23 protein-coding genes are annotated in these 21,878 nt (G+C 56.9%); 7 read left to right on the top strand and 16 right to left on the bottom strand.

The features are described 5' to 3' along the window. Nucleotides 1-306: 306 nt before the first annotated feature. From Q7U39_10105 to Q7U39_10090, 4 genes are all read left to right on the top strand, one after another. Entirely contained in the window at nucleotides 307-705 is a 399-nt protein-coding gene (locus Q7U39_10105) for an RNA-binding protein (protein ID MDO9118301.1), read from the top strand. A gap of 273 nt (nucleotides 706-978) precedes the next feature. Beyond that, nucleotides 979-1,308: a hypothetical protein gene (locus tag Q7U39_10100; GenBank protein ID MDO9118300.1), complete on the top strand. Its 330-nt coding sequence runs from the start codon at nucleotides 979-981 to the stop codon at nucleotides 1,306-1,308. A gap of 390 nt (nucleotides 1,309-1,698) precedes the next feature. Beyond that, the gene (locus Q7U39_10095) at nucleotides 1,699-2,679 is read left to right on the top strand and encodes an OmpA family protein (GenBank protein MDO9118299.1); all 981 of its coding nucleotides are present in this window, start codon (nucleotides 1,699-1,701) and stop codon (nucleotides 2,677-2,679) included. A gap of 27 nt (nucleotides 2,680-2,706) precedes the next feature. Next, complete coding sequence (locus Q7U39_10090; protein MDO9118298.1) at nucleotides 2,707-2,967, top strand: hypothetical protein; 261 nt, start codon at nucleotides 2,707-2,709, stop codon at nucleotides 2,965-2,967. A 680-nt stretch (nucleotides 2,968-3,647) separates the two neighbouring features. Here the strand turns inward: Q7U39_10090 and Q7U39_10085 are convergent. The 6 genes from Q7U39_10085 to Q7U39_10060 form a co-directional block, all read right to left on the bottom strand. Beyond that, a complete protein-coding gene (locus tag Q7U39_10085; GenBank protein MDO9118297.1) occupies nucleotides 3,648-3,812 on the bottom strand; it encodes a hypothetical protein in 165 nt (54 codons plus the stop codon). 53 nt (nucleotides 3,813-3,865) lie between these two features. Continuing rightward, nucleotides 3,866-4,159: a hypothetical protein gene (locus tag Q7U39_10080; GenBank protein MDO9118296.1), complete on the bottom strand. Its 294-nt coding sequence runs from the start codon at nucleotides 4,157-4,159 to the stop codon at nucleotides 3,866-3,868. A gap of 30 nt (nucleotides 4,160-4,189) precedes the next feature. Continuing rightward, entirely contained in the window at nucleotides 4,190-4,453 is a 264-nt protein-coding gene (locus Q7U39_10075; protein MDO9118295.1) for an RNA-binding protein, read from the bottom strand. Between the two features lie 50 nt (nucleotides 4,454-4,503). Beyond that, on the bottom strand, nucleotides 4,504-4,632 hold the full coding sequence (locus Q7U39_10070) for a hypothetical protein (protein ID MDO9118294.1): 129 nt from the start codon (nucleotides 4,630-4,632) through the stop codon (nucleotides 4,504-4,506). A gap of 33 nt (nucleotides 4,633-4,665) precedes the next feature. Beyond that, a complete protein-coding gene (locus Q7U39_10065; GenBank protein ID MDO9118293.1) occupies nucleotides 4,666-4,947 on the bottom strand; it encodes a hypothetical protein in 282 nt (93 codons plus the stop codon). Nucleotides 4,948-5,246: 299 nt separating this feature from the next. Beyond that, nucleotides 5,247-6,125 carry an acyl-CoA desaturase gene (locus tag Q7U39_10060; protein MDO9118292.1) on the bottom strand — a complete coding sequence of 293 codons (879 nt, stop codon included), beginning with the start codon at nucleotides 6,123-6,125 and terminating at the stop codon, nucleotides 5,247-5,249. 317 nt (nucleotides 6,126-6,442) lie between these two features. Between Q7U39_10060 and Q7U39_10055 the strand changes: the two genes are divergently transcribed. Together Q7U39_10055 and Q7U39_10050 are read left to right on the top strand one after the other, a co-directional pair. Further along, nucleotides 6,443-7,720 (top strand): DEAD/DEAH box helicase, encoded by a 1,278-nt coding sequence (locus Q7U39_10055; protein MDO9118291.1) that lies wholly within the window; start codon nucleotides 6,443-6,445, stop codon nucleotides 7,718-7,720. 57 nt (nucleotides 7,721-7,777) lie between these two features. Next, nucleotides 7,778-8,116, top strand: coding sequence for a hypothetical protein (locus Q7U39_10050; protein MDO9118290.1), 339 nt, complete (start codon nucleotides 7,778-7,780; stop codon nucleotides 8,114-8,116). Nucleotides 8,117-8,159: 43 nt separating this feature from the next. On the opposite strand, the gene Q7U39_10045 is transcribed toward Q7U39_10050, so the two are convergent. The 3 genes from Q7U39_10045 to Q7U39_10035 form a co-directional block, all read right to left on the bottom strand. Then, nucleotides 8,160-8,324 carry a hypothetical protein gene (locus Q7U39_10045; protein MDO9118289.1) on the bottom strand — a complete coding sequence of 55 codons (165 nt, stop codon included), beginning with the start codon at nucleotides 8,322-8,324 and terminating at the stop codon, nucleotides 8,160-8,162. 238 nt (nucleotides 8,325-8,562) lie between these two features. After that, nucleotides 8,563-9,276 carry an OmpA family protein gene (locus tag Q7U39_10040; protein MDO9118288.1) on the bottom strand — a complete coding sequence of 238 codons (714 nt, stop codon included), beginning with the start codon at nucleotides 9,274-9,276 and terminating at the stop codon, nucleotides 8,563-8,565. A 41-nt stretch (nucleotides 9,277-9,317) separates the two neighbouring features. Beyond that, a complete protein-coding gene (locus tag Q7U39_10035; protein ID MDO9118287.1) occupies nucleotides 9,318-10,604 on the bottom strand; it encodes a hypothetical protein in 1,287 nt (428 codons plus the stop codon). Between the two features lie 253 nt (nucleotides 10,605-10,857). On the opposite strand from Q7U39_10035, the gene Q7U39_10030 reads away from it, so the two are divergent. Then, entirely contained in the window at nucleotides 10,858-11,238 is a 381-nt protein-coding gene (locus tag Q7U39_10030; protein MDO9118286.1) for a PilZ domain-containing protein, read from the top strand. A gap of 509 nt (nucleotides 11,239-11,747) precedes the next feature. Here Q7U39_10030 and Q7U39_10025 read toward each other — a convergent pair. The 7 genes from Q7U39_10025 to Q7U39_09995 form a co-directional block, all read right to left on the bottom strand. Then, nucleotides 11,748-12,998, bottom strand: a complete 1,251-nt coding sequence (locus Q7U39_10025) for a murein transglycosylase domain-containing protein (protein ID MDO9118285.1) — start codon at nucleotides 12,996-12,998, stop codon at nucleotides 11,748-11,750. A gap of 99 nt (nucleotides 12,999-13,097) precedes the next feature. Next, nucleotides 13,098-15,428 carry a GspE/PulE family protein gene (locus tag Q7U39_10020; GenBank protein MDO9118284.1) on the bottom strand — a complete coding sequence of 777 codons (2,331 nt, stop codon included), beginning with the start codon at nucleotides 15,426-15,428 and terminating at the stop codon, nucleotides 13,098-13,100. A gap of 188 nt (nucleotides 15,429-15,616) precedes the next feature. Then, nucleotides 15,617-17,341 (bottom strand): proline--tRNA ligase, encoded by a 1,725-nt coding sequence (locus tag Q7U39_10015; GenBank protein MDO9118283.1) that lies wholly within the window; start codon nucleotides 17,339-17,341, stop codon nucleotides 15,617-15,619. A gap of 6 nt (nucleotides 17,342-17,347) precedes the next feature. Then, nucleotides 17,348-18,739 (bottom strand): RIP metalloprotease RseP, encoded by a 1,392-nt coding sequence (gene rseP / locus Q7U39_10010; GenBank protein ID MDO9118282.1) that lies wholly within the window; start codon nucleotides 18,737-18,739, stop codon nucleotides 17,348-17,350. Nucleotides 18,740-18,819: 80 nt separating this feature from the next. Next, nucleotides 18,820-19,980 (bottom strand): 1-deoxy-D-xylulose-5-phosphate reductoisomerase, encoded by a 1,161-nt coding sequence (locus Q7U39_10005; protein MDO9118281.1) that lies wholly within the window; start codon nucleotides 19,978-19,980, stop codon nucleotides 18,820-18,822. Between the two features lie 11 nt (nucleotides 19,981-19,991). Beyond that, nucleotides 19,992-20,885 carry a phosphatidate cytidylyltransferase gene (locus Q7U39_10000; GenBank protein MDO9118280.1) on the bottom strand — a complete coding sequence of 298 codons (894 nt, stop codon included), beginning with the start codon at nucleotides 20,883-20,885 and terminating at the stop codon, nucleotides 19,992-19,994. Nucleotides 20,886-20,891: 6 nt separating this feature from the next. Then, complete coding sequence (locus tag Q7U39_09995) at nucleotides 20,892-21,680, bottom strand: isoprenyl transferase (GenBank protein MDO9118279.1); 789 nt, start codon at nucleotides 21,678-21,680, stop codon at nucleotides 20,892-20,894. Between the last annotated feature and the right edge of the window lie 198 nt (nucleotides 21,681-21,878).

Here is a 21,878-nt window from a genome sequence, read left to right as displayed (position 1 = left end):
GCCCACTGCGCCAGTTGCTGGCGTTCGGGATCAGTCAGCTGCAGGGACGGGGCAATGCGCATAGGCCAGTCCTCCTCTTGGGGAGGAGTATACCCGTACGGTATAATAAGTAAAGCTATTTATGTATCACTACACTAGCGCGTCGCGTTGCCGATAGACTGTGAATAGTTCAGGTATTGTTTCTTCACGGTAAAGGCTGCATTGCCTTGCGCCGGAACGTATAAAAGCCTTTCTCTGATTTGCCCAGGCTTCGTGTTTGTTCCGAGCTCTCCAAGACAATGCCTTCCTCTTCTCAGGGGGTGAGGCATGACGACCAACATTCATATCAGCGGACTCTCCTTCTTTTGTACTGATGATGAACTTAGGCAGGCGTTCGCCCCGTTTGGGAGGGTGGTGCTTGCGCAAGTCCTAAGGGATGCACATGGCCATTCCCTCGGCCTTGGAATCGTGCACATGTCGCGCGCTCAGGAAGTGGAGAACATCTTCAATGCGCAACAGCATTTTGAAATTTCTGGGATGCGTGTGGATATCTGGGAGCCGTCGGATTCGGCTGTCTCGCAGCACCCGGGGACGACACAACGCAAGTTGAAGGGCGTTCTCACCTGGCAGCCGCTTCCTCGTGTCAAACGTTCGAAGGATTATATCAGGCCCTCTTCGGCGGTGAGGGCGACCCGCAGTGTCGGCTTTGTGCTCCGCTCTGTGTGACGCTTGCCCGTCACCGGCTGACGTTCCAGTTACGCTGACTGTCCCATCCTTTCCTTTGCGCGTCCCTGTCCCATCCTGCGCGACCGATTCCCCAGTCTCCGCCGCTTCAACGCCAGCGCGTTATGAGGGTACGAGAGCTGTGTCAGGCTGTTCCGATATCGTGGTCAGCCGGTCTGGCTCTGTCGGTAATCTCGATACAGGCGAGTTCCCGGTCATGGATCGGGATCCTCTGAAATCGGGATGGGAGTGATGCGTTCAGTGAAGGAGGTCATTATGAAACTCTTGATGATAGGAATAAGCGGACTGATCTGTGTCGGAATAACGGCAGCGGCGCTGGCCAATCCGGCTATGCTGCCGAAGCACCCGGGCTATCCGTCCGGCGGCGACTTTGCAAATGATAAGGGGCAGCAGAACTTCACGACTGGTCGTTCGCTGGAGGAAGCCGCAAAGTCTGGAGATTCGAATATGCGGACAATGCCGATGGATCCCAATAATGCCAGGTTGCTGGAACACAAGGGCGCCGGCCAATTGCCAGTTGTCCAGGGGCCGAACATCAAGATCGAGCCACCGGTGAAAGAAGGCACGCGGATGCCTGCTCAGTGAGGCATCTCTCTTGGGCGAGGGGAGCATGGTGACTACTATGCTCCCGAGGCCTTTGGGATGCGGTGTCGTGGGGCGGTGGTGGAAGCGGTTGCGGAGTCGCGTGACGTCATGGTGGGTAGGTATGGGATGCCTTGCAAACGATCTCATGGGATGGTGGATGTTGACGCATGCTTAGAAGGGACTCTCGACGAACGGATGTCCGGACTTGACGGGTGGCGCTGTGTCGATTGCGGGGAGGGGCTGGATAGTGAAGTGCTCAGGAGCTGGGCCGCTAGTCGTTCCAGGCCGAATCAGGTGGCCGAGCGCCAGTCGGACAACTCTGTCTCCCTGTACAGCATCGAGTGGCGGTGTGGTTGTAAGTCGCTGGTTCACGGGGCAAAGGAGCAGGATATGCAGGTGATGAATGTGCAGATGCGGTTGGCCTATGGGGCCATGGCGGTCGGCCTCATGATGATGATTGGTGGGTGTGGGCAGTGGGCAGGCGCGCCGATCAGTGCTGACGGCGGGTATGAATATCGGCAGCGTGGGACGCATGGAACAGCTCTCGTCGGTGATGATCGAGCCGGCCGCATCGTTGCGCTGGAGCAAGAGCTCCGCGAGGCGCTCGCGGTTGAGCAACAGCACAATGCAAGTCTCCGTCTGCAATCCGGGAGAGTCGGCGATCTGGAGCGGCAGTTGGCTGCACGAGAGCAAGAGCTCGGTGTGTTGCGTGACACGGTGTCTGGCAATCCTCACGAGATTGCGCGATTGACCGGGCAGCTGACGCAGGGAAAGATTGCTCTCGATGAGCGTGCGCGAGTCCAGCGTGAGGAGACGAGTGTCGAGATAGCGGCGTCAGACCGGAATCACGAGATTGCCGCACTCCAGCCGTTGCCGGAACCTCAGGATGGGAGATTGGCGAAGGCAGAAGAGGAGCTCGTGGCCTCGATGCAGCCGGAGATTGTCAAAGGGCTTGTCATCGTGCAACAGCTCGGTGATCACCTGGCTATTACCTTGTCGTCGCGCCTGCTTTTTGAGTCTGGCAAGGATACGGTGAACATGGCTGGCGCCGATGTCTTGAAGCGGATCGGTACCGTGCTCAAGGACTTTCCGGAGAAGTCGGTGCAGGTCGACGGTCATACGGACAATGTGGCGATCCGCGGCGCCCTCCTCAAAAAATTCCCGAATAACCAAGCCTTGTCAAAGTCCCGTGCGGTGAATGTCCTGGGCATCTTGCGGCAAGGGGGTGTCGCAGAAGCTCGCTCGGAATCGACCGGCTATGCGGATACTAAGCCTATCGCCAGCAATGATACGGAGGCCGGGCGTCAGAAGAACCGTCGTGTCGAAATAGTGGTTTCGCAGCTACGCGTTCAGCCGCTCAACGCTTTTTAAGGTACTGCAGCAGAGGAGGATCACGCTATGGACGCGAACTCAACGATGATTGGAACTGGTTTCACCGGTCAGGCTGACTCGAACAGCGAAGGGGCTCCGCAAATCATGGCTCGGGGAATTCAGCCGACACCGACTATTACGCCTGAGAAGATTGGCTGCGTGATGACGGATGTGCAAACACAGATCGACGGGCTTCAGCTGTATTTGATTGAGCTGGGCCTAGCGAAGACCCGTGTGACGTTGCATGGCGAAAAGGGCTGGGGGCATGGGTACCACGCTCCTTCGTGAGACCACCGGTGCCGAATTGATGTGAGCGCACGATGCGGTTTCTCCTTTGCGCGGCCGCGTAGTCCCTGTGAATGCCTTGCAAGTCCTTACCGCCTTGGACAGCTTTCCAGGGAGAGTGATTGGAATAGTACCTGAAAGGAACCATGGCGCAGCCATGTGGGATGTCGAAATCCTGACGGTCGACCAGGGCGTCTTGGAAGCGCTTGTTGATGCAGAGTCAGGCTCGGTGATCAGGGCCGAGGAGAAGATGGCTGGGAAGCGAGCCTAGGCAGTGTCGATATTGGGAGAGGGGAGTGGGGATGTTCTCCCTGCCTCAAACGTTGCAGAAGGAGGTGTTTCATGGTTTTTATCATCGGACTTGTCACAATGATTGCGTTAGTGTGGGTTATCGCCTCCAGCTTAGGACGACTGAGCGACGCGAGGAAGCGGCGTGCATGCAAGCCAGCCGGAAAAACTCGTTCGCTGACATCCGAAAATACGAGTGAGACGCTCAGGCCCGCCGCCTAGTCTCCTCTTGGAGAATGAGTGCTTGAAATAGTCGGCAGTGCTTGACGTTGAGCCGTTGTCTAGTCCCGTGTCATTAGGTCCGAGACGAACGCGCTTGAGCGTGAAACGGAAGTGCCTCATGATGTGTGCGGCACCTCACGCTGCCGCGCACATCATGGGCAATGAAACGGAGGTCAGGGTTGTGGTGTCGCCTTGGTGCTGTCGGGCTGCATTGAGGCCTTAAGATCTTCAATCGCCTTCGCCACGTCGGTTTCAGTCGACCCGAACCGATCTCCCATCACCTTGATCGCTTGCTTAATGGCGGTGGTCATCTTCGTAATCTGTTCTGCTGGTGTCATGCCGAATCTCCTAGGTTAATGTCAGCTACATTCCAATTCACTGCACTCGAAAATTAGTGAGCAATCGCTGGGGGGGGGCCGGCCCAAATGAGATAGGGGGGTTTCTTCAGCGCGTCTGCGCGGGGAAAATGCCGGATGGCGTAGTCGTAGGCGTGCGCTTGGGCGCTCTGACAGGTCGGCGCTGACAGATGGTTGGAGATCACTTGAAAGTCTGCGTGATCATCTTCTCCGATCTTAGCGGTATAGAGCGCGCAGGAAAATTCTCCATCCCTTGAACATTGGGTGCTGATGACCAGGTGTGATCCGTCTGGAAACGTCATAAGGAGGTCAAGATTCGTTCGGCCCATAAGTCCTCCTATTGGTGGTGCGGCTTGGCATCAGGCGGTGTGTGGCGCGTGGGGTGTGACGTAGAGACGGAGGCATCGACCGTCTATGAGGGCCCCTTCAAGGGCGACAACAACTTTCAATGCCTGTTCGGCAGATGCCATTTCTACGAAGCCGTAGCCGGCTGAGATGTCGGTGTTTTTATGCCGCACAATATGGGCGCTGGCGACCGTGCCGTACTTGTTAAACAGGTCGCGCAGTCCGTTATCCGATACGGCTTCGGTCAGTCCCCCGACGTATACGACACGTTTTCCCACGATCCTCCTGCGCAGTTCTTTTGAAGTACTGAGACGGTACGCTCAGTAGGCTAATGCTGGTCGCGCGGCTCAAAGTAGGCATAGATGAGCACTCCTGCCACACTTGCCATATAGAGAAGCGTGGCTGCTCCAAGGGGATTCTGTGTCAGCCAGTGCATGAGATGCTGCATCGGAATCATGATTCTCTGCCTCTCGACCTATCGATGAGCCGGCTATTCGGTCGCGCCGCGACGTCTCGGTCGGCTCTCTGCCGGCCGGTTATTTCTTCCCTGTGATTTGCTTTCTTGCGCCGTCACCCGCGAACGTGTGGCCGGTCCGAATCCTGAGCTGGCCAGTGAGGACACTTCCCGGCGTATGGTTTCGATGGAAGAGGACTGCTCGGTCAGCTTCGGATCGGTGAGTCCCAGGAGTTGCCACCGGATTTTCGGTTTCAACACGGCGCGGTTTTTCTTCTTGCCGGTCTTGCGACCTTTCCACACTGTCGAGATTTTCATGGCGTACTCCTCTTGTGCTGGGCTACGGGACTGTTCTCAGGGTCCTACATCGTCGACGGTGCTGGTTCCGCGATTGGTGTCGGTGATCCCCCCTCGGGAGACAGCGAGACTGTCCCTCTGGAGATAGGGGCGTAAGAGCGGTCAGGTTACAGGAACGATCGCGCGGAGACGGGAGTGAGGGGAGTGAAGCGCGCAACGGGACAGGGAGCTCGTACGGATTGCCACTTTAGCACGCGGCCTGGTCTGAGTCAAATTGCGTGGCGAGGGAAAGACGACAGAAGCCGAGTCTGCGAGGGAGATTAGGGTTGCCGTAACGGGCTGTTCTCCGCAGCCGATGCCGTTCGGAGCCCGCTGGCAAGTCCGAGCAGGTACAACACGTAAATGAGCCATTTTGACGGGTCAAAGTCGTACCAATTGTGTCCGTTGCGGTAGTCGCTCGGATACATGTGATGGTAGTTGTGGTATCCCTCTCCGAACGTAATCAAGGAGACAAACCAGCTGTCGCGGCTGGAATCCTTCGTTCCATGGGGTTGACGGCCCCAGATGTGGCAAATGGAATTGATGCAAAAAGTGGAGTTCAGGACTGCGAAGGTCCTTCCTACGCCGGCGAGCAGAAAGCATCCGATGCCGCCGACCAGCCCGTTCGCCATGAATCCGATGACAAATGTCAGCGCCAGGCCGCTCAGCACGATGAGCGCGTAGTATTTATGTTGCCAGATGGCCACCGGATCTTGCGCGACGCGGGAGGCATACTGCACGTCATCATACTTCCGCTCCGCGAAGAGCCAGCCGCAGTGGCTATGCCAGAATCCTAGCTTCGCATTATAAGGGTCGCCTTCCTGATCGCATTGGGCATGGTGGCGAAGGTGGTCTGCCGTCCATTTGATGGCACTGTTTTGAAGCGCCCACGCGCCCGCGATAAGCAGCGCGCCTTTCACCCAGTTAGGGCAATCAAAGCTGCGGTGCGACATGAGGCGATGATAGCCTACGGTGATTCCAAGGCCGCTGATGAGGTAGAGGATGCCGAACAATGTCCAATCCAACCAGGAGTAATCGTAGAAGTAGGCATAGGTTGGGATTGCGAGGAGTGCCCCCACCACGATGGAGAGAAAGAGGACGACGGTCCAGCCGACATGATAACGGCGAGCCAGACGCAGTGCCTGTATGTCCGTCGTCATTGGCTGTTTCTCGATAGAACCCGCATTCATAATGCGTCTACGATAGCATAGATAGGCCGCGATGGCGAATGCTGGTGTCGGGTCGGCATGCGGGCGCATCGGTGCCGGTTGGGTGCAAGAAGTTGACGCCTGATGAGGCATGCTGTATGGTGTGCCTACATTGATCTCGTAGTAGTCCGGCGAATCACTGCTCAAACCATAACGGACTTCGCGATCGCATCGCGACCAGGTCCAGTTTGGAGCTGCATCGTTCCGGTGCTCTCTCCCCTCGGTTCTCTGATCCCGTCATAATGCGATCAAACTGAAAGGATAGTGTAGTGGATACGTTTGTTCACGAGAGTTTTCAGGGTCTCGGCTTGTCTGAGGCGATGTTGCAGGATCTTATTAAGGCCGGGTACACGGCACCAACCCCGATTCAGATGCAAGCGATTCCGCCTGCGCTTGCCGGGCGAGATGTGATCGGGTGTGCGCAGACGGGCACGGGCAAGACCGCGGCGTTTGCCATTCCGATGATTGAACGACTGGCGGCATTGCCGAAGGGGCAGCCGCAAGCGCTGATTTTGGCGCCTACCAGAGAATTGGCGTTACAGATTCTTGCCACGATCGATAAGCTCGGGCGTGGCCGTCGCATTTCCGCCACGGTGATCATGGGCGGCGCTGATATGCAGGCGCAGGTTCGCGGGCTCCGGCAACAGCCGGATATTCTGGTGGCGACTCCCGGTCGATTGCTCGATCACATGTGGAACGGCACGATCAACCTGGCTCCGATCAAGATTTTGGTGTTGGACGAGGCTGACCGCATGTTGGACATGGGATTTGCTCCGCAGATCAACCAGATCCTGGATGCGTTGCCGGTCGAACGGCAGACGTTGTTGTTCTCTGCCACATTGCCGGCCGACCTTACCAGGTTAGTCCAGGTCAGCGTACATAATGCTGTGCGTGTCATGGTAAGCCCGTCAGCCACGACGGCCGATGGCGTGACCCAGGCGTTGCATCACACCACCCACGACAGCAAGGCTTCCTTGTTGGTGTCGCTCCTCGGACAAGAGCAGGAAACAGTGTTGGTTTTCACACGCACAAAACATCGAGCGGATAAGTTAGGTCGGGTGTTGGGGCAAGAGGGGCATAAAGTGGCCGTTCTCCACGGTGACCGGAGTCTCTCTCAGCGCCGCGCGGCCCTCGATGGATTTAAGCGCGGCACGTTCCGCATCCTTGTGGCGACGGATATTGCCGCACGAGGAATTGACGTGGCGAATATCGGGCACGTCATCAATTTTGACTTGCCGAATTGCCCGGAAGACTATGTGCATCGTATCGGCCGCACGGCTCGCATGAAAACGACCGGACGAGCCACAAGCTTCGTCACGTCGGAGGATGGTTTGCAGTTGCGGGCGATCGAGCAGTTGTTGGGACATGCCGTGCCGGTCGCAGCAGGGAGTGCACGGCCATCGTTGGACCCGCGCGGGCAGGGACGTCCTGCGCAGCGGCCAGCGCGGCCGGCTCAAGGGCGTCCTGCAGGGTTTCGCGAACGCAGGCCGATGAGCCATGGAACGCATAGACCGGCGCAGCCTATTCAAGGCGCCACAGGAAATTAGAGCGAGAGTGTGCGAATGGATCGCTCGTTGATCAATCTACTATTGGAAGGGAACGTCATGCCTGAGACGCAAAGCCTCCCGGTCAAGCCCAGCGCACCGTGGGTCAGAATTCCTGATGGAACCAAGGTGCGGTTGCGGACGGACAATCAGGAGGGTGTCATTGATGGGCTTACCGAACTCGTCACGGGGACCGGCCGGAATCCCGATGGCCGCACGCAGTATCGCGTCAATCTCGGGGATCAAGCGAGGACGCTGGTCGTTGAGGATGATCTGCTGGTGTTAGTGGATGCGGAGGGCTTGGCGCTGATTCTGAAACAGAAAGTAGAGTTCCGTCGACTTGTGACCCAGCGGTTACGGGGGGCACTTGGCGACGATCGGTTTGTCCGTCCTGCCTAAGGAGCGGCGCGGGCCGTCTGTACGGCCCGCGCATGCTCCCGTGCTAATACAGGGGCGGCTGCGGCCCCCACTGCAATCCTTCCAAATCCGGATCTTCTCCTGCAGGAATTGACGTGCGGTCGTCTTTTTCACCTTTCCGCTGCGCACGCTTTTCTTCCTTTTCTTTCCGCTTCGTTTGAAGCGACTTCTCACGGTCGCGTTTCGCCATCGTTGTTTTTCCTGCGCGTGCGATAGTGTCCTCCTTGGTCGTCTCGTCAGTGAGATAGGGCTGGTATCGGCCGGGGCCCAGACACGCAGCCGATTCTGTGTGGAGCCACCTAACTCACTCACGCAAACCGACATCTTGATAGGGTACGGCGTGAAGGAGAGCGATGTAGCTGCCTCTCGGAGATCGTGATGTACCGTACCACGATGCGGAGACTCAGTCAAAGCGGCATCTCGACGGACTAGGATGTATGTGGAAGAGTGTGCGGTATCGGAGCGGACCGGAGACGAAGTTTGAAAATAACGCGGCGGCTTTTCTCTCGATCCACTCCGGTCGCAGGATCAGCGATGAGGTCTTGCCGTCCTCGGCCACTCGCCGATGTCAGCCGTTGGAAGCACGGTGAGACGGTTGGCTCTGTGCGGTCGATGACCTCGATGCCCTTCGTCATCACGCGGAAGGAGCGTTCTTGGCTCAATCTCAAGTTCATCGCGTCGTCGCCGCGATCATCGGTATGTCCTTCAATCACGACTGAGTCGACATGGGACTCAAGCGGCCCGCATACGAGGACGGCATAGCGTGGCATCATGTCGGTGAGAAATCGATCCGCCTGCGGCGTCAAGGTGCTTTTCCCAGAGTCGAAATTGAGCAGATCTTCGGGGATGACGATCCTCATGAGCAGTGGATCATGCGGGTCGTTGTCCACGGAGAGTCCGAATTGCGCGAAGTGCTCATAGAGCAAGGTTTGAACGTTGCTCGTGAGCGGCGTCGCGGGGGCGGCGACGGTAGTTTGGGGAGGCGTTGGTGTGTCGGTCGGAGCGTCCTGGGCTGCTTGTGGTGCGAGTGAGGCTGCAAGGAGCAGGACGAAAATAATGGCGAGTGACGTCATCAAGTCCATGAGCCCGTTGGTCGTCGTGTGGGAAATGGTCGAATGGGAGACGGGGTTATTCGGGTACATGGGGAATGTCTTCTCAGTGGTTTAGGAAGTCCGGGGACTTCTCATCGTGGATCACGGGATTTGATACTTCGACTTTGTGTGATTCCTGAAAGAGGCGCGAGTCGATGTGTCGAGGTGCGGAGTCGCTGCAGCCATCCTTGCGGCTGGCGAGCTGGCGCTCCCGTTGTGGGATGGGGCGTCTGAGCGATTCTGGAGGTCAAATCATCCACCAGATCATCGACCCCTTGGGGTGAAGAAAAACGCTGGGCTGGTAGAGGCTCAGATCGTTGCGGCAGTTGCGCCAATGCGAGCGCGAGCTGTTGGATAAGCGGAGCGAAAGCTTTGGCGATGGCGTCGATTGGATAAGTGGCTGGCGGCGCGCTCCCGGCCTGTAGGTGGGCGCGAATTTCTTGCGTCAGTGCATCCACCGATTTCGTCATTGCCTTCAAGGGGTGGGTAAGTGTGTCAGTTGCTGGCTGATAGGGTAGGGGGGGAGCATATTTCGATCCCTGTTCCAGCGAAGAGGGTCGACGAAGGGGCCCCGTCATTCCTTCGAGGATCTGTTCCAGTGTTTTTCGCGGAAACAGATCATCAATCAAGTGAGTGCACTGCTGGTGGGCCGAGAACAAGCGAAACATGAGCGGCTTCTCTATCAGGGTAAAGGCGGTTGCGCAGACAAGCCCGACGATCGAGGTCAGGAATTTTCCGGCAAGTCCGTTGATGAGGCCTTGAATTCCGGCAATGCCGTGACCGTCGGCGTGTAGCTTGCTAAGGCCTACGAGGAGCGCAATAAATGTGAGTAGGAGGCCGATCCCTGTCAGGAGGGACGGCACCTGTTGATACCAGGCGAGATTCAGCTTTCCTCGAAAAATGGTGTCGAGCGAGAAGAGTTCCTGGGCGGAACGAGAGCTAAATATGCGGGGTTCGATGTACCAGGCGACCTGTTCCGTCACGAGCGTCTTCCGGTATTGCTTCCAGGCTGGGGATAGCCAGGGCTCTCGCTGAAATGTCGTATCGATAAGTTGAAAATCCTTCCCGTCCCGTCGGTCCAAGTGTGGCGGCGGTTCTTGCGTTCTGCTTTTCAAGGCTCCTGGAGGGTTGAGCATCAATCCGTCCTGGTCGAGGTGCAAGCGTTCTTGGGCCAGTTTAGCTAAGCAGCGTGTCACACGCGCGAACGGTTGCGCGGTCTGTGTCGATAGCTGATACAGCCGGGCGACTTGCCAAAGGAAGAATATCGTCAGGCCTGCAGAGCCATACCAGCTGACAAGAGGAGCCGAGAGAGCACCCAGAGGGGCAACGTCCTGGGTCAATAGTTGAATGGCATGTTGGATGATCATGGGCGGCATCATGTCCAACTTTCGTGCCACTACGGTGTGTCGGAGATGCACGCCGATTGGCGCAATTGTCGATGGACTTGCGAAGGGCAGAGCATATTGTTCCCTCAGGTGGAAGTTTCTGCCGGGTTCATGTGGCCTTCAGATCTGCTGTCGCGCGGTATTCTCAGCGTGAGGGGCAGGCCAGAATCTTGGAGGATGGTGAGATTCAAAAAAAGTATTTGAGGGGAGAAAAGGGTGAGATACAGTCAGTTGAGAGGTTTCAATTATGCCGACGAGCACATCACGCCCTTCGTTGCTGAACAAGTTTCGTCGGCACCCTCGTGTGCGTATTCCCACCCCCATTGCCTGTGAACTTGCCTGGCGTGATGAGCATCGCTGGTTTGGAAAGTCTGTTCATGGTCCGGGTGTCGTGTACGACCTTTCATTGCGGGGGATGCGGGTCAGTACGGAAGCCCCGATCAAGCCGGGCGATCAGGTATCGTTGCTGGTTCGATTGCCGCGGCAAGCGGCTCCTGCAGAAATTGCTGTGGCAACGGTTCGCTGGGCGAAAGATCAGATATACGGACTGGCCTTTCAGCGGTTGTCGAGTACCTCCCACGGGCGACTGCGACGATATATGACGGTGTTCTCAAGAGGGATCAGATAAGCGAGGTTGGCCTTGTCGAATTCCCAGATGACGACACATGAGATTTCCTCACGGCGGCGCAACCCACGTCTTCGAGTTTTAGCTCCATTTCCCTGCTCCTATGCCTTGGTCGGACTGAAGAAATGGGCGACGGTCAATCGTGGCGGTCTTGGGGTGGTGTGCGATCTCTCAATTGCGGGTGCCAGAATGTTGAGTGAGGCAGTGCTGGCTCCGGGTGATGAAATTGCGATCAGTTTACGATTGCCGCATCAGCGGGTATCAACCTTTATCGATCGGGCGACGGTTCGGTGGGTGAAGGATTCCGTCTTCGGGGTCGAGTTCTCTTTACTCTCACCAGTCGCAGCGACACGGTTGGACAAGTGTGTTAGCCGTGGAGCATCTGCTTCGTCACTGTCCCCAGGTGTAAGCACATCTGAACGGCAGCCTCGCTAGATTTGGATTGTCACCCGTAACATTCGTACGGAGAGTGGGGGCCCCTCCGAGCTTGCAGGGGTGTGGACAGGCGCTGCTTACTTGGCGCCTTCTCCGGATACGGCAATAAATTGCTTGCGAAAACCGACGACTTTGGCGAGATAGTCGCGGGTTTCTTGATAGGGCAGATTTGCTCGTAGCCGGTCATAGACGGCCGGAGGTTGAAGCGAATTGATTTGGTTGATGGCAGCGGTTTGATCCTGAGCAAATGATTTGAACACGTTGCGCGGACCGGTGTTATAAGCTGAAATCACGCAATATTCTCTGGCCACCTGGTTCTCGATGCGCTCCAGCAGGTTATAGGATAGGACATTGAGATAGGCACTGCCCAGCTCGATATTGTTCTCGGGGTCGAAGAGGTAGTCTCGAGAGGGAATGGAGTCTTTGCCCTTGGCTTTCTTGTAGGCATCGCGTCCCCCGCTGCTGGGCACGAGCTGCATGAGCCCAAAGGCCGGTGCGGAGCTGACGGCGAAGGGGTTGAAATTGCTTTCTGTGCGAATCACCGCAAAGATCAAGCTGGGACTGACCTTGAACTGTTCGGCATACCGGATGACCGTGCTGCGGTATTTTTCAGCCTGCCTGTTCGAGAAGTTGGCGACCATCTTAATTTCTGCGAGGAGGGCCTGTTTGGCTACGCCGTTCTGATCAATCGATCGCGGCTTTGCGTGGTTTTCGACCGTAAACGTCGCAAAGGCTTCTGCTTGCGCCGGAGTCTTGATCGCTCGCCCCTCTTGGTCCACAACCAGGCCTAGGAGGTAAGGCGGCTTGTCGCTGGTGAGCGTGACAGCCTTGTCGGAAAAGAGATCGACGGATCGAGGATCATCGGGGGTCAGGAGTGTGGTGACGAGGGCATTCTTCAGGCTGTCTTTGGGAGCCTTGTCGTCCAGAGTTTCAATCACGATTGTCCCGCTATCAAAATCGACGACTGCTCGGCTCATATAGTTCTGGGTGTACTTGACGTATTTCTTCTGCTCCGGAACCTTTATTTCTTTCTCCCCCCATGTTTGGCGGACCCGACCGGTCAAAGCGGCCATGATGGTCTCGAAGTCGCGCTGCAAGGTTCGTATATCGCGCAGGACGGATTCAGGGTCGCGCTGATAGGCGTCGGTGTGTTCCTTGAGGACTTGTTTGGGGTCTTTGCCTCCGGCAATGCTGACGACGGTTCTTCCCGTTTGGCTACCGAGCACCTTTTCGGCACTTGTCAGGACGTGATCGGCGGTCTCACAGCCTGAGGCGGAGAGAAGCATGGGGAAAACGAGCAGCCTCAATGTCGATGCAGGAAGATTCATGGCGCTAGTGTACCTGATTTCATCGAAGGCAGAAAGTGGGGGAGGGGGTTGCGGAGCCGCTTGCCTGCGCAAGCGGCTCCGCATGAGGAGGCGGTCGTCCTATTTGATGGCGACGGCTTTGACTTCTTTGTAGGACGTTTGACCAAGCAATACTTTTTGGATGCCGTCCTGGACGAGGGTCGTCATGCCTTCATCCATTGCACAGTGCAGCATGTCCTCGGTGCGGGCTTTCTGCTGGACCATCCGCTTAATGTTGTCCGATCCAAGCAGGAGTTCGTGGAGTGCCACGCGTCCTTTATAGCCCGTGCGATTACAGACCTCGCACCCTTTCCCGCGAGAAAGACGGAACGTGTTGTCCTGCTTAATGCCCAGTTTGTCCCAGCGATCGGCGCCATAGCCCTGCCGAAGCTCTTCGTATTCTTCGGGCGAACCCACATACTGTTCTTTGCAATCTTTGCAGATGCGCCGAGCCAACCGCTGGGCGAGCACACCGAGCATGGCATCGGCAAAGCTGAAGGGGTCGCAGCCCATGTCCAGGAGACGGGTTACCGTTTCTACGGCGCTGTTGGTGTGCAAGGTGCTGAGCACCAAGTGTCCGGTGAGCGAGGCTTCGATGCCGGTATCGGCGGTCTCTTTATCGCGCATTTCTCCGACCATGATCACATCGGGGTCGGCGCGGAGGAAGGCCCGCATCGCATTGGCAAAAGTAAAGCCAATCTTGGGCTGAACTTGAACTTGCCGCAGGCCATATTGGGTAATTTCGACGGGGTCTTCGGCGGTCCAGATCTTAATGTCCGGAGTATTGATATTCCCCAGCACGGAATGGAGCGTGGTGGTTTTTCCTGATCCGGTCGGTCCGACGCAGAGGATGATTCCGTAGGGTTTTTCAGAAATATCTTTAATGCCTTTGAGATTGCGGTCCGAGAACCCCATCTTGTCGAGCGGCAAGGGTTCACTGGCAGCCAAGATACGCATGACGACATCTTCGTTATACCCGGATGTCGGAATGGTGGCGACGCGGAGCTCAATTTCTTTGGTCTCGCTGAGCTTGAACTTAATTTTTCCGTCCTGCGGCTTGCGCCGTTCGGCGATGTCCAAGCTGGCCATGATTTTCAAGCGGGACACGATGGCGCGCCGGTAGCTCTGGGGGATTTTCATGTATTCGAAGCAATCGCCGTCGACACGGAACCGGACGAGTGTCTCGCGTTTTTCCCCGTAGGGCTCGATGTGAATATCCGAGGCGTTCTGTCTGAAGGCGTCAGCGATGATCTGGTTGGCAAGACGAACGATGGCGCTGTCGTTTTCATCAAGGCCACCCCCGGCAGACGCATCTTCCATGGCTTCGGCTTGAGCTTCCGTGACGAGCTCGCCGAGAATGTCTGAGACGTTTTCGTCGAGTTTTCGGCCTCCGCCGCTTCCTCCTGCATCGCTTTGGCCGGTAGCGGAAGCCAGGAACTGTGCGATGTCCCGCCGTAAGCTGACCGCGAAGCGGATGTTTAAGCCGGGGAATGTTCGCTTAATGTCTTGAACTCGGTCGAGATCGCCGGGGTCATCAGTCAGAATCTCGATGGCCGTGCGATCACGTTTCAGCGGCATCCAATGATTTTTTCTCAGGTAGTCGACGTTCAGATTCTTGAGGAGTTCGATGTCGACCAGGGTGCGTTCGCTGAACTCGATATACGGGCACTTGTAGAATTGAGCGAACGATTTGCCGATGTCGAGTTTCGGCACTTTATATTTTTCGATCAGGATGCTTTCGAGATCGCTGGTGCCTTTGCGCGCTTCAGCGAGGACGTTTTCCAGGTCGTTCTGCGTAATCTTTCCGCTGCCGATGAGGTGGTCGAATTTTGTGGGATTTTTCTTCGTGGACTTCCGTAGGTTGAAAAAGGCAATGCCGAGGGCCTTGGCGATCTCGGCGACCAACTCTTCATCCTTTCTGGTAAAGCGGCTGCCGCTTTTTTTATTCAGCAGCTGGAGGACGCCCATGAGGTATTTGTTGTCGGCGACAATCGGGTAGGTCAACACCTGTTTGGTCTTGAACCCGGTGTTCTTGTCGTAAGATGTGTCATGAAGGAGGGCTGGGTGGATGCCTTGGAGCTCGGCCATATTATAGGCATCGGCGATATTGACCGGGCGGAGATATTTTGCGCAAAAACCAGCAAGGCTTTGTTCGGAGATGGGAATGCGGACTTCTTGGACGCCATCGACTTGGAGGGCTTTGGAAAAGATTTCTTTCTTCTCTGAGTCGAATGCAAAGAGGGTTAGGTCTTCGGCGTCGAACAGGCCCAGGATGTCTTTATGCAGGTCGAGAAGAATTTGGTCGAGATCGCTGGCCGCGTTAATTTGAGCGGTGATCTTCTTGACGTGTTCCGCGAACTCGCCTTTTTGTTGCAGCTCCTGGAGATTGTTGGGCATCGGCTTGGCCTGCATTCCTGATTCCCTCTTCGCTCAGCTCGTGATCCGATGTAATCGAGGCGTGGCAGCGATCTGATGGCTGCGAGTGCCGGATATGACGCGGCGGTCTCTCTAAAGAGTGAGTGTAGCCCAATCAAATGAGAAGGCAAGGAAAAGGCAAGTTTGTTAGGTGCGAATCAGGCCCGCTGTCGACGAAGTATGAATCAGTGAGGGCCTGGGGCAGCATCGATGTGAGGGACAGCGCTCTGGAGATGCTGGACAAGCTCAGCGGGCGTGACGCGCGTCTTGATGCCGGTGCGCCGGACTTTTACCTCGACGACGCCTTCCGCGAGGCCTTTGTCTCCGACGACGACTTGAAAGGGGGCGCCAATGAGGTCGGCATCATTGAATTTGACTCCGGCCCGATCGTCACGATCATCCCAGAGGACTTCGAATCCCGCTGCCTGTAGTTCGGCATAGAGACGAATGGTCATCTCATTCGTCTTGTCCGATTGGCTGACGGGGATCAAGTGGATATGGAACGGAGCAATCGGGTAGGGCCAGATAATTCCGCGTTCGTCGTGGTTCTGCTCAATCGAGGCTGCCGCGGACCGTCCGACACCGATCCCATAGCAACCCATGACGGCGAGGCATTCTTTCCCTTGCTCGTCCAGAAAAGTCGCGTTCATCGTCTGGCTATATTTAGTGCCGAGCATGAAGACATGGCCGACCTCAATCCCTTTGGTGGCTTTGAGGGTGCCGTCTTTCTTCGGTGAGGGATCGCCGGCCTGGGCGTTCCGAAGATCGAGGACCTGATCGGCCGTAAAGTCGCGGCTCCAATTCGCGTCAACATAGTGGGTGTCGAGCTGATTACCCCCGACCACCACGTTCTTGAGGGCGGGGATGGCCTGATCTGCAAATATTCTGATTCCCTTGAGGCCGACGGGCCCGGCAAATCCGACCGGTGCCCCGGTGGCTTTTTCGACTGTTGCCGGTCCTGCGAGTTCGATTTCAGGCACTCCTAGCCCTTTCTTGAGCTTGATCTCGTTGACGGCATGGTCGCCGCGGACCAGTACGGCTACGGTCTCTTTCCCGGTCGAGTACAAGAGCGTTTTGACAAGCCGGTGTGCCGGAATGTTCAGAAATGCAGCCACTTCTTCGATACTGCGGCAATTCGGCGTGGAGACAGATCGGAGAGGAAGGGGGGCTGTGCTGTCCACGCTCTCCGGAGGCAAGACGTCGGCGCGTTCGATATTGGCAGCGAAGGTGCCGCTGTCGCTATAGACCACCGTCTCTTCGCCGGTCTCTGCAAGGACCATGAACTCATGAGAGGAATTCCCTCCGATGAGCCCGGTGTCTGCCTCGACGGCTCTAAATGTGAGGCCGCATCGGGTAAAGATCCGGTGGTAGGCGTCATACATCTTTTGATAGTTTTCGCGTGCTCCGGCCTCATCACGGTCGAAACTGTAGGCGTCTTTCATCAAGAACTCGCGGCCCCGCATCAGGCCGAAGCGCGGGCGGATCTCGTCGCGAAACTTGGTCTGGATTTGGTAGAAATTCAGCGGGAGCTGCCGGTAGGACTTTACTTCCCGCCGAAACAGATCGGTGATGATTTCTTCATGTGTGGGGCCCAGACAGAAATCCCGTTCGTGCCGGTCTTTGAAACGCAACAGCTCTTTCCCGTAGAAGTCCCACCGGCCGGTTTCTTTCCAGAGTTCTGCCGGCGAGGCCATGGGCATCAGAAGTTCCTGCGCCCCGGCGCGATTCATTTCATCACGAATAATCTGTTCCACCTTGCGGATGACGCGCAGGCCGAGGGGGAGGTAGGTATAGATGCCGGACGCGACTTTTCGAATCAAGCCGGCGCGCAGCATGAGCCGGTGACTGACTGTTTCAGCCTCACCGGGGGCTTCCCGTAACGTGGGGATCAGGAGTTGCGATGTTTTCATAGGGTGTTAACGGAGGAAGATTCGTTCGAGGTCATTCCAAAAGGCGAAGATCATCACGCCAACCAATAAGACCAGCCCGGCTTGCTGTGCAATTTCCCGCTGCCGGTCGCCGAGCGGTTTGCGCAGAATGCCTTCAATGAGGAAAAAGAGCAAGTGTCCTCCGTCCAGAATCGGAATCGGAAGCAAATTCAGGACGCCGAGATTGATGCTCAGAATGGCGATCAAGAAAATGACGCTGGAGGCGCCCTGGGAGGCGGCTTCCCCTGAAATGTTCGCGATCGTCAACGGGCCGCCGATGTTCTTGCTCGAGATGTCTCCGACAACCATCTTATAGAGCCCGATGGCGGTAAGCTCGGTCCATCCCCATGTGGCATCGAGCCCTTGGTAGACGGCCTGGAGAGGATTGTCCGCATGCATAAGCGACCGGCCAGGTCCTGAGATGCCGATCTTGCCTACCTCCACGGATTGGCCGTTGACGGTTGCTTTCTCAGCGCTTGGGGTGACGACCAGGGGGATGCGTTGGCTATTACGTAGCACATCAACGTGCAGCGATTTGTTCGGGCTATCCCGTACAATCGTCGTCATCTGAAGCCAGGTATAGATGGTTTGGCCGTCGATGCCGATGACCCGATCTCCCGCCTGGAATCCTGCCACGGCAGCCGGTAACCCGTGCATGACAGAGGTAACCAGCGGAGGAGTCTCCTCAACCCCGATCGTATACATCGGCTCGTCAGCCTGAGCCGGCTGACCTTGCAGGGGAACCGGGATGACGGAAAGCGGTTTTACTTGTGCCCCGCGCTTAATTTCCAGCGAAAGGGCTTCCCCTTTGCTGTGAGCCACCGCATCCAATAATTCCGTTCTCGTGGAAATTTCTTTCCCGTTCACCTTGGTAATATGGTCGCCGATCTCCATGCCGGCTGCGGATGCAGGCGAGCCAGGCACCAGCGCCTCAATGTCCGGGCTGAGATCGCGGAAGGTCGGAACGAATAAGGGCGCTCCCGTCGAGAGCCATCCGGCAAAAATGAGATAGGCCAGAATGAAGTTAAAACCGGGGCCGGCTGCCACGATCAACACTTTCCCCCATAGCCCCTGATGGGCGAATGATCGCCGCTGGTCTTCCGGGGTGGCCGCTTCCGTTTCGTCTTCGCCGAACAATTTGACGTATCCACCCAAGGGAATAGCCGAGAGGAGGTATTCGGTTTCGCCGACCTGGCGCCCGAAAATCTTCGGGCCGAACCCGAGAGAGAATTTGAGGACTTTCACGCCCACCCAGCGGGCCGCCAAGAAGTGTCCGAGCTCGTGGAATGCGACGAGGATGCCGAGTACGACCAGGAACCACCAGGCTTTTTGCATCAGGATCCAGAGGGTATCGGGAGACCAGGTGAATGCGAACATCATGGGTGTACTCAATATCTAGAGGTGAATGTGTAACGCCAAGATCAACTTAACACTCATTGCCCGATTTTCAAAACGATGTTTCAACGGGGGAGGGCATGGACCAGGGATTCCGCTTTTTCTCTGGCCCACTGATCAGCCTCCAGAGCGTCCTCCAGGGAGGACACGGATTTGGGCGTATGGGCGTCCATCGTCTTGCGGATGACTTCAGCGATCTCGGTAAATCGGATGCCCCCGTTCAAAAAGGCTTCGACGGCAATCTCATTCGCTGCGTTCATCGTAGCCGGCATGGTTCCCCCCGTCCGGAGGGACTCGTAGCCCAGGTTGAGGCAGGGAAACCGGTCATGGTCCGGCTTGCAGAAACTGAGCGTGCCGATCTCCGTCAAATCGAGCGAAGGCAGATCGAGCGGCAGCCGTTCGGGGTATCGCATCGCATAAGAGATCGGCGTTCGCATGTCCGGCAATCCCAATTGGGCGATCATGGAGCGGTCTTCATACTCGACCAGCGAATGAATAATGCTTTCCCGATGCACCATCACTTCGATACGGGACTCTGGGATGTCGAACAGCCAGCGGGCTTCGACGACTTCGAGGCCCTTATTCATCAGTGTGGCGGAGTCGATGGTAATCTTCGAGCCCATTTTCCAATTGGGGTGCTTGAGCGCTCGCTCGGGTGTGACCTGTTGCAACTCCTCTTTCGCCACGGTCCAGAGCGCTCCGCCGGACGCCGTGAGAATCAATCGACGGACGTCTTCAAGGCGATGGCCTTCCAGTGACTGAAAGATCGCACTGTGTTCGCTGTCGACCGGGAAGATCCTGACGCCATGTGTGTGGGCTTCCTCCTGCATCAGCTTGCCCGCCATGACCATCGGTTCCTTATTGGCCAAGGCGATATGTTTTCCTGAGCGGATCGCGGTGAGGGTGGGCACCAGTCCGGCGGCTCCGACAATGGCGGAGATCACCAGTTCGGCCTCCGGCAGGGAGGCGACCTGAGCGATGCCTGCTTCGCCGGACAGAATCTCGACAGGCAGACCCGCGCAGCGCTGCCGTAACGTCGCTGCGGCGGCTTCGTGTGACACGGCCACTACTCGCGGGGTGAACGTGCGAATCTGTTCTTCCAGCTTGTCGATATTGTTGCCGGCGGTGAGACCTGCGACGCGAAACTCATCGGGGAATCGTTGAACAATATCGAGGGTGTTCGTGCCGATCGAACCGGTGGAGCCCAGGATGATGATGGTCTTCATAACGTCTCCTGCTAAGGGAGCGGCGAAAGGCCGCAGACTAATGTCACATAGTAGTAGAAGGTGGGGGCGGTGAACAAGAGACTATCTAAACGGTCGAGCATGCCGCCGTGACCTGGGAGAATGCCGCCGGAGTCCTTCACTCCCACCGCGCGTTTCAGTGCCGATTCGCAGAGGTCCCCTACGAGGCCCGTACCGGTCATCAGCAGGCCCAGCATCATGGCGTGAACCATGGTCAACTGCGGGACCAGCCAGATTTGTGTCAGGAGGGCGACTGCCATGGCCAGGGCTAATCCACCCGCCAGGCCTTCAATGGATTTCTTGGGGCTGATCGACGGGGCCAGGGGATGGCGTCCCCAAAGAGTGCCTGCATAGTAGGCGCCGATGTCGCTGGCCCAGGTCACCAGGGCAATAAACACAATCAGCCATTCGCCGGATGGCAGGGTGCGTGTTGAAACAAGCGTGCTGAGTGTGAGTCCGATATAGAGGGGGCCGAATAGGGCGACGGCTGTATCGTGGAAACGGGACGTGATGACATTTGAGGACCAGAGCATCGCCAGCAGCGCGCCGGCGAGACCCGATAGCAGGATGGCCTCTATCGAAAACGCCCAGTGGAGACGAACGATCAAGAGCGCCGTGAGTCCAAGCGCGAGTCCGGTCAGCGCCGGATTGCGACGATCACCGAAGCCCATGCGCGTGAGCTCAAGTAGAGCGATAGCTCCGCCTATGACCACTAACAGGGTCAAACCCCATGGCGGCAAATAGCGAATGATGGCATAGACGATCGGAATGCCGATCAGTGCGGTGTAGACACGCCGGGCATCGAAGCGGCGAGCTGGCGTGGAGGCTGGCGCAGTCGGTCCTGTTCCCCGGTTGCCATGCACATCTACTGGGCTGAGATTATCCACGTGCGGTTAGGAGGACACGGTGCTCAAGACTCGGCCGAAACGGCGCTCGCGTCGTTGATATTCGATCAACGCAAGCAGAAACTCACGTCGCCGAAAATCAGGCCAGGGTGTTGAGGTAAAGTAGAGCTCGGTATAGGCCAGTTGCCAGAGGAGGAAGTTGCTGATGCGGGTCTCGCCGCTGGTGCGAATCAACAGGTCGGGGTCAGGAAGCGGGTGGGTGTAGAGATAGTGGGATAGCAGCGTTTCGTCAATCTGGTCAGGCCGAAGCGATCCAGCCTGAGCATCCTTCACGATGCTGCGAACGGCGTCGACGATCTCGGTTCGTCCGCCGTAACTGAGCGCCACAGTCAGATGCAGCTTGCTCAGATGCGCGGTTTCCTGTTCGGTTGTCCGGACCCACCGCCGGGCGCTCTCTGGAAGCGCATCGAGTCGTCCGATTGCGCGGAAGCGAACGCCTTGCTCAATGAGGCTGGCTCGCTCGGTGGACAGGTAATGCTCTAGGAGGCCCATCAGCGCGGAAATCTCTTGTGTCGGTCGATTCCAATTCTCCTGTGAGAATGCGTAAATGGTCAGGTGTTGAATGCCCAGTTCGAGAGACAGCGTGATCATCTCGCGGACGGAATTGATCCCTTCCCGATGACCGGCAATGCGGGGCAGACTGCGAAACTCGGCCCATCGTCCGTTGCCATCCATAATGACGGCGACGTGTTTGGGCAGGAGCTCCAGCTCTAATTTGCTCGTCAATTCCTGCTCGGAAAGGCTTTCGAGGTTGGATGAAGACGGTGTTTGTGACATGGGAAACGAATCGATGTCCTTTCCGTGGAGACTCAATGGCAGGTGGCCAAAGTCTACTGACGAGGGTAGGCAATGTCAAACGCTATTTAGTAAAAGCCCTTGGTCTGTCAATAGTTAAGATGCGTTGCATTGCGGCTGCGGAAATGAATGGGCTATACTCCGCGCTTGTTCCCATACAGACACAAAGGGGCGTGATTG

Source organism: Nitrospira sp. (genome assembly GCA_030653545.1).
In the GTDB taxonomy this organism is placed as follows: Bacteria; Nitrospirota; Nitrospiria; order Nitrospirales; family Nitrospiraceae; genus Nitrospira_D.
Note: the sequence above shows the minus strand (reverse complement) of the source record. Positions and strands in the feature narration are given on the sequence as shown.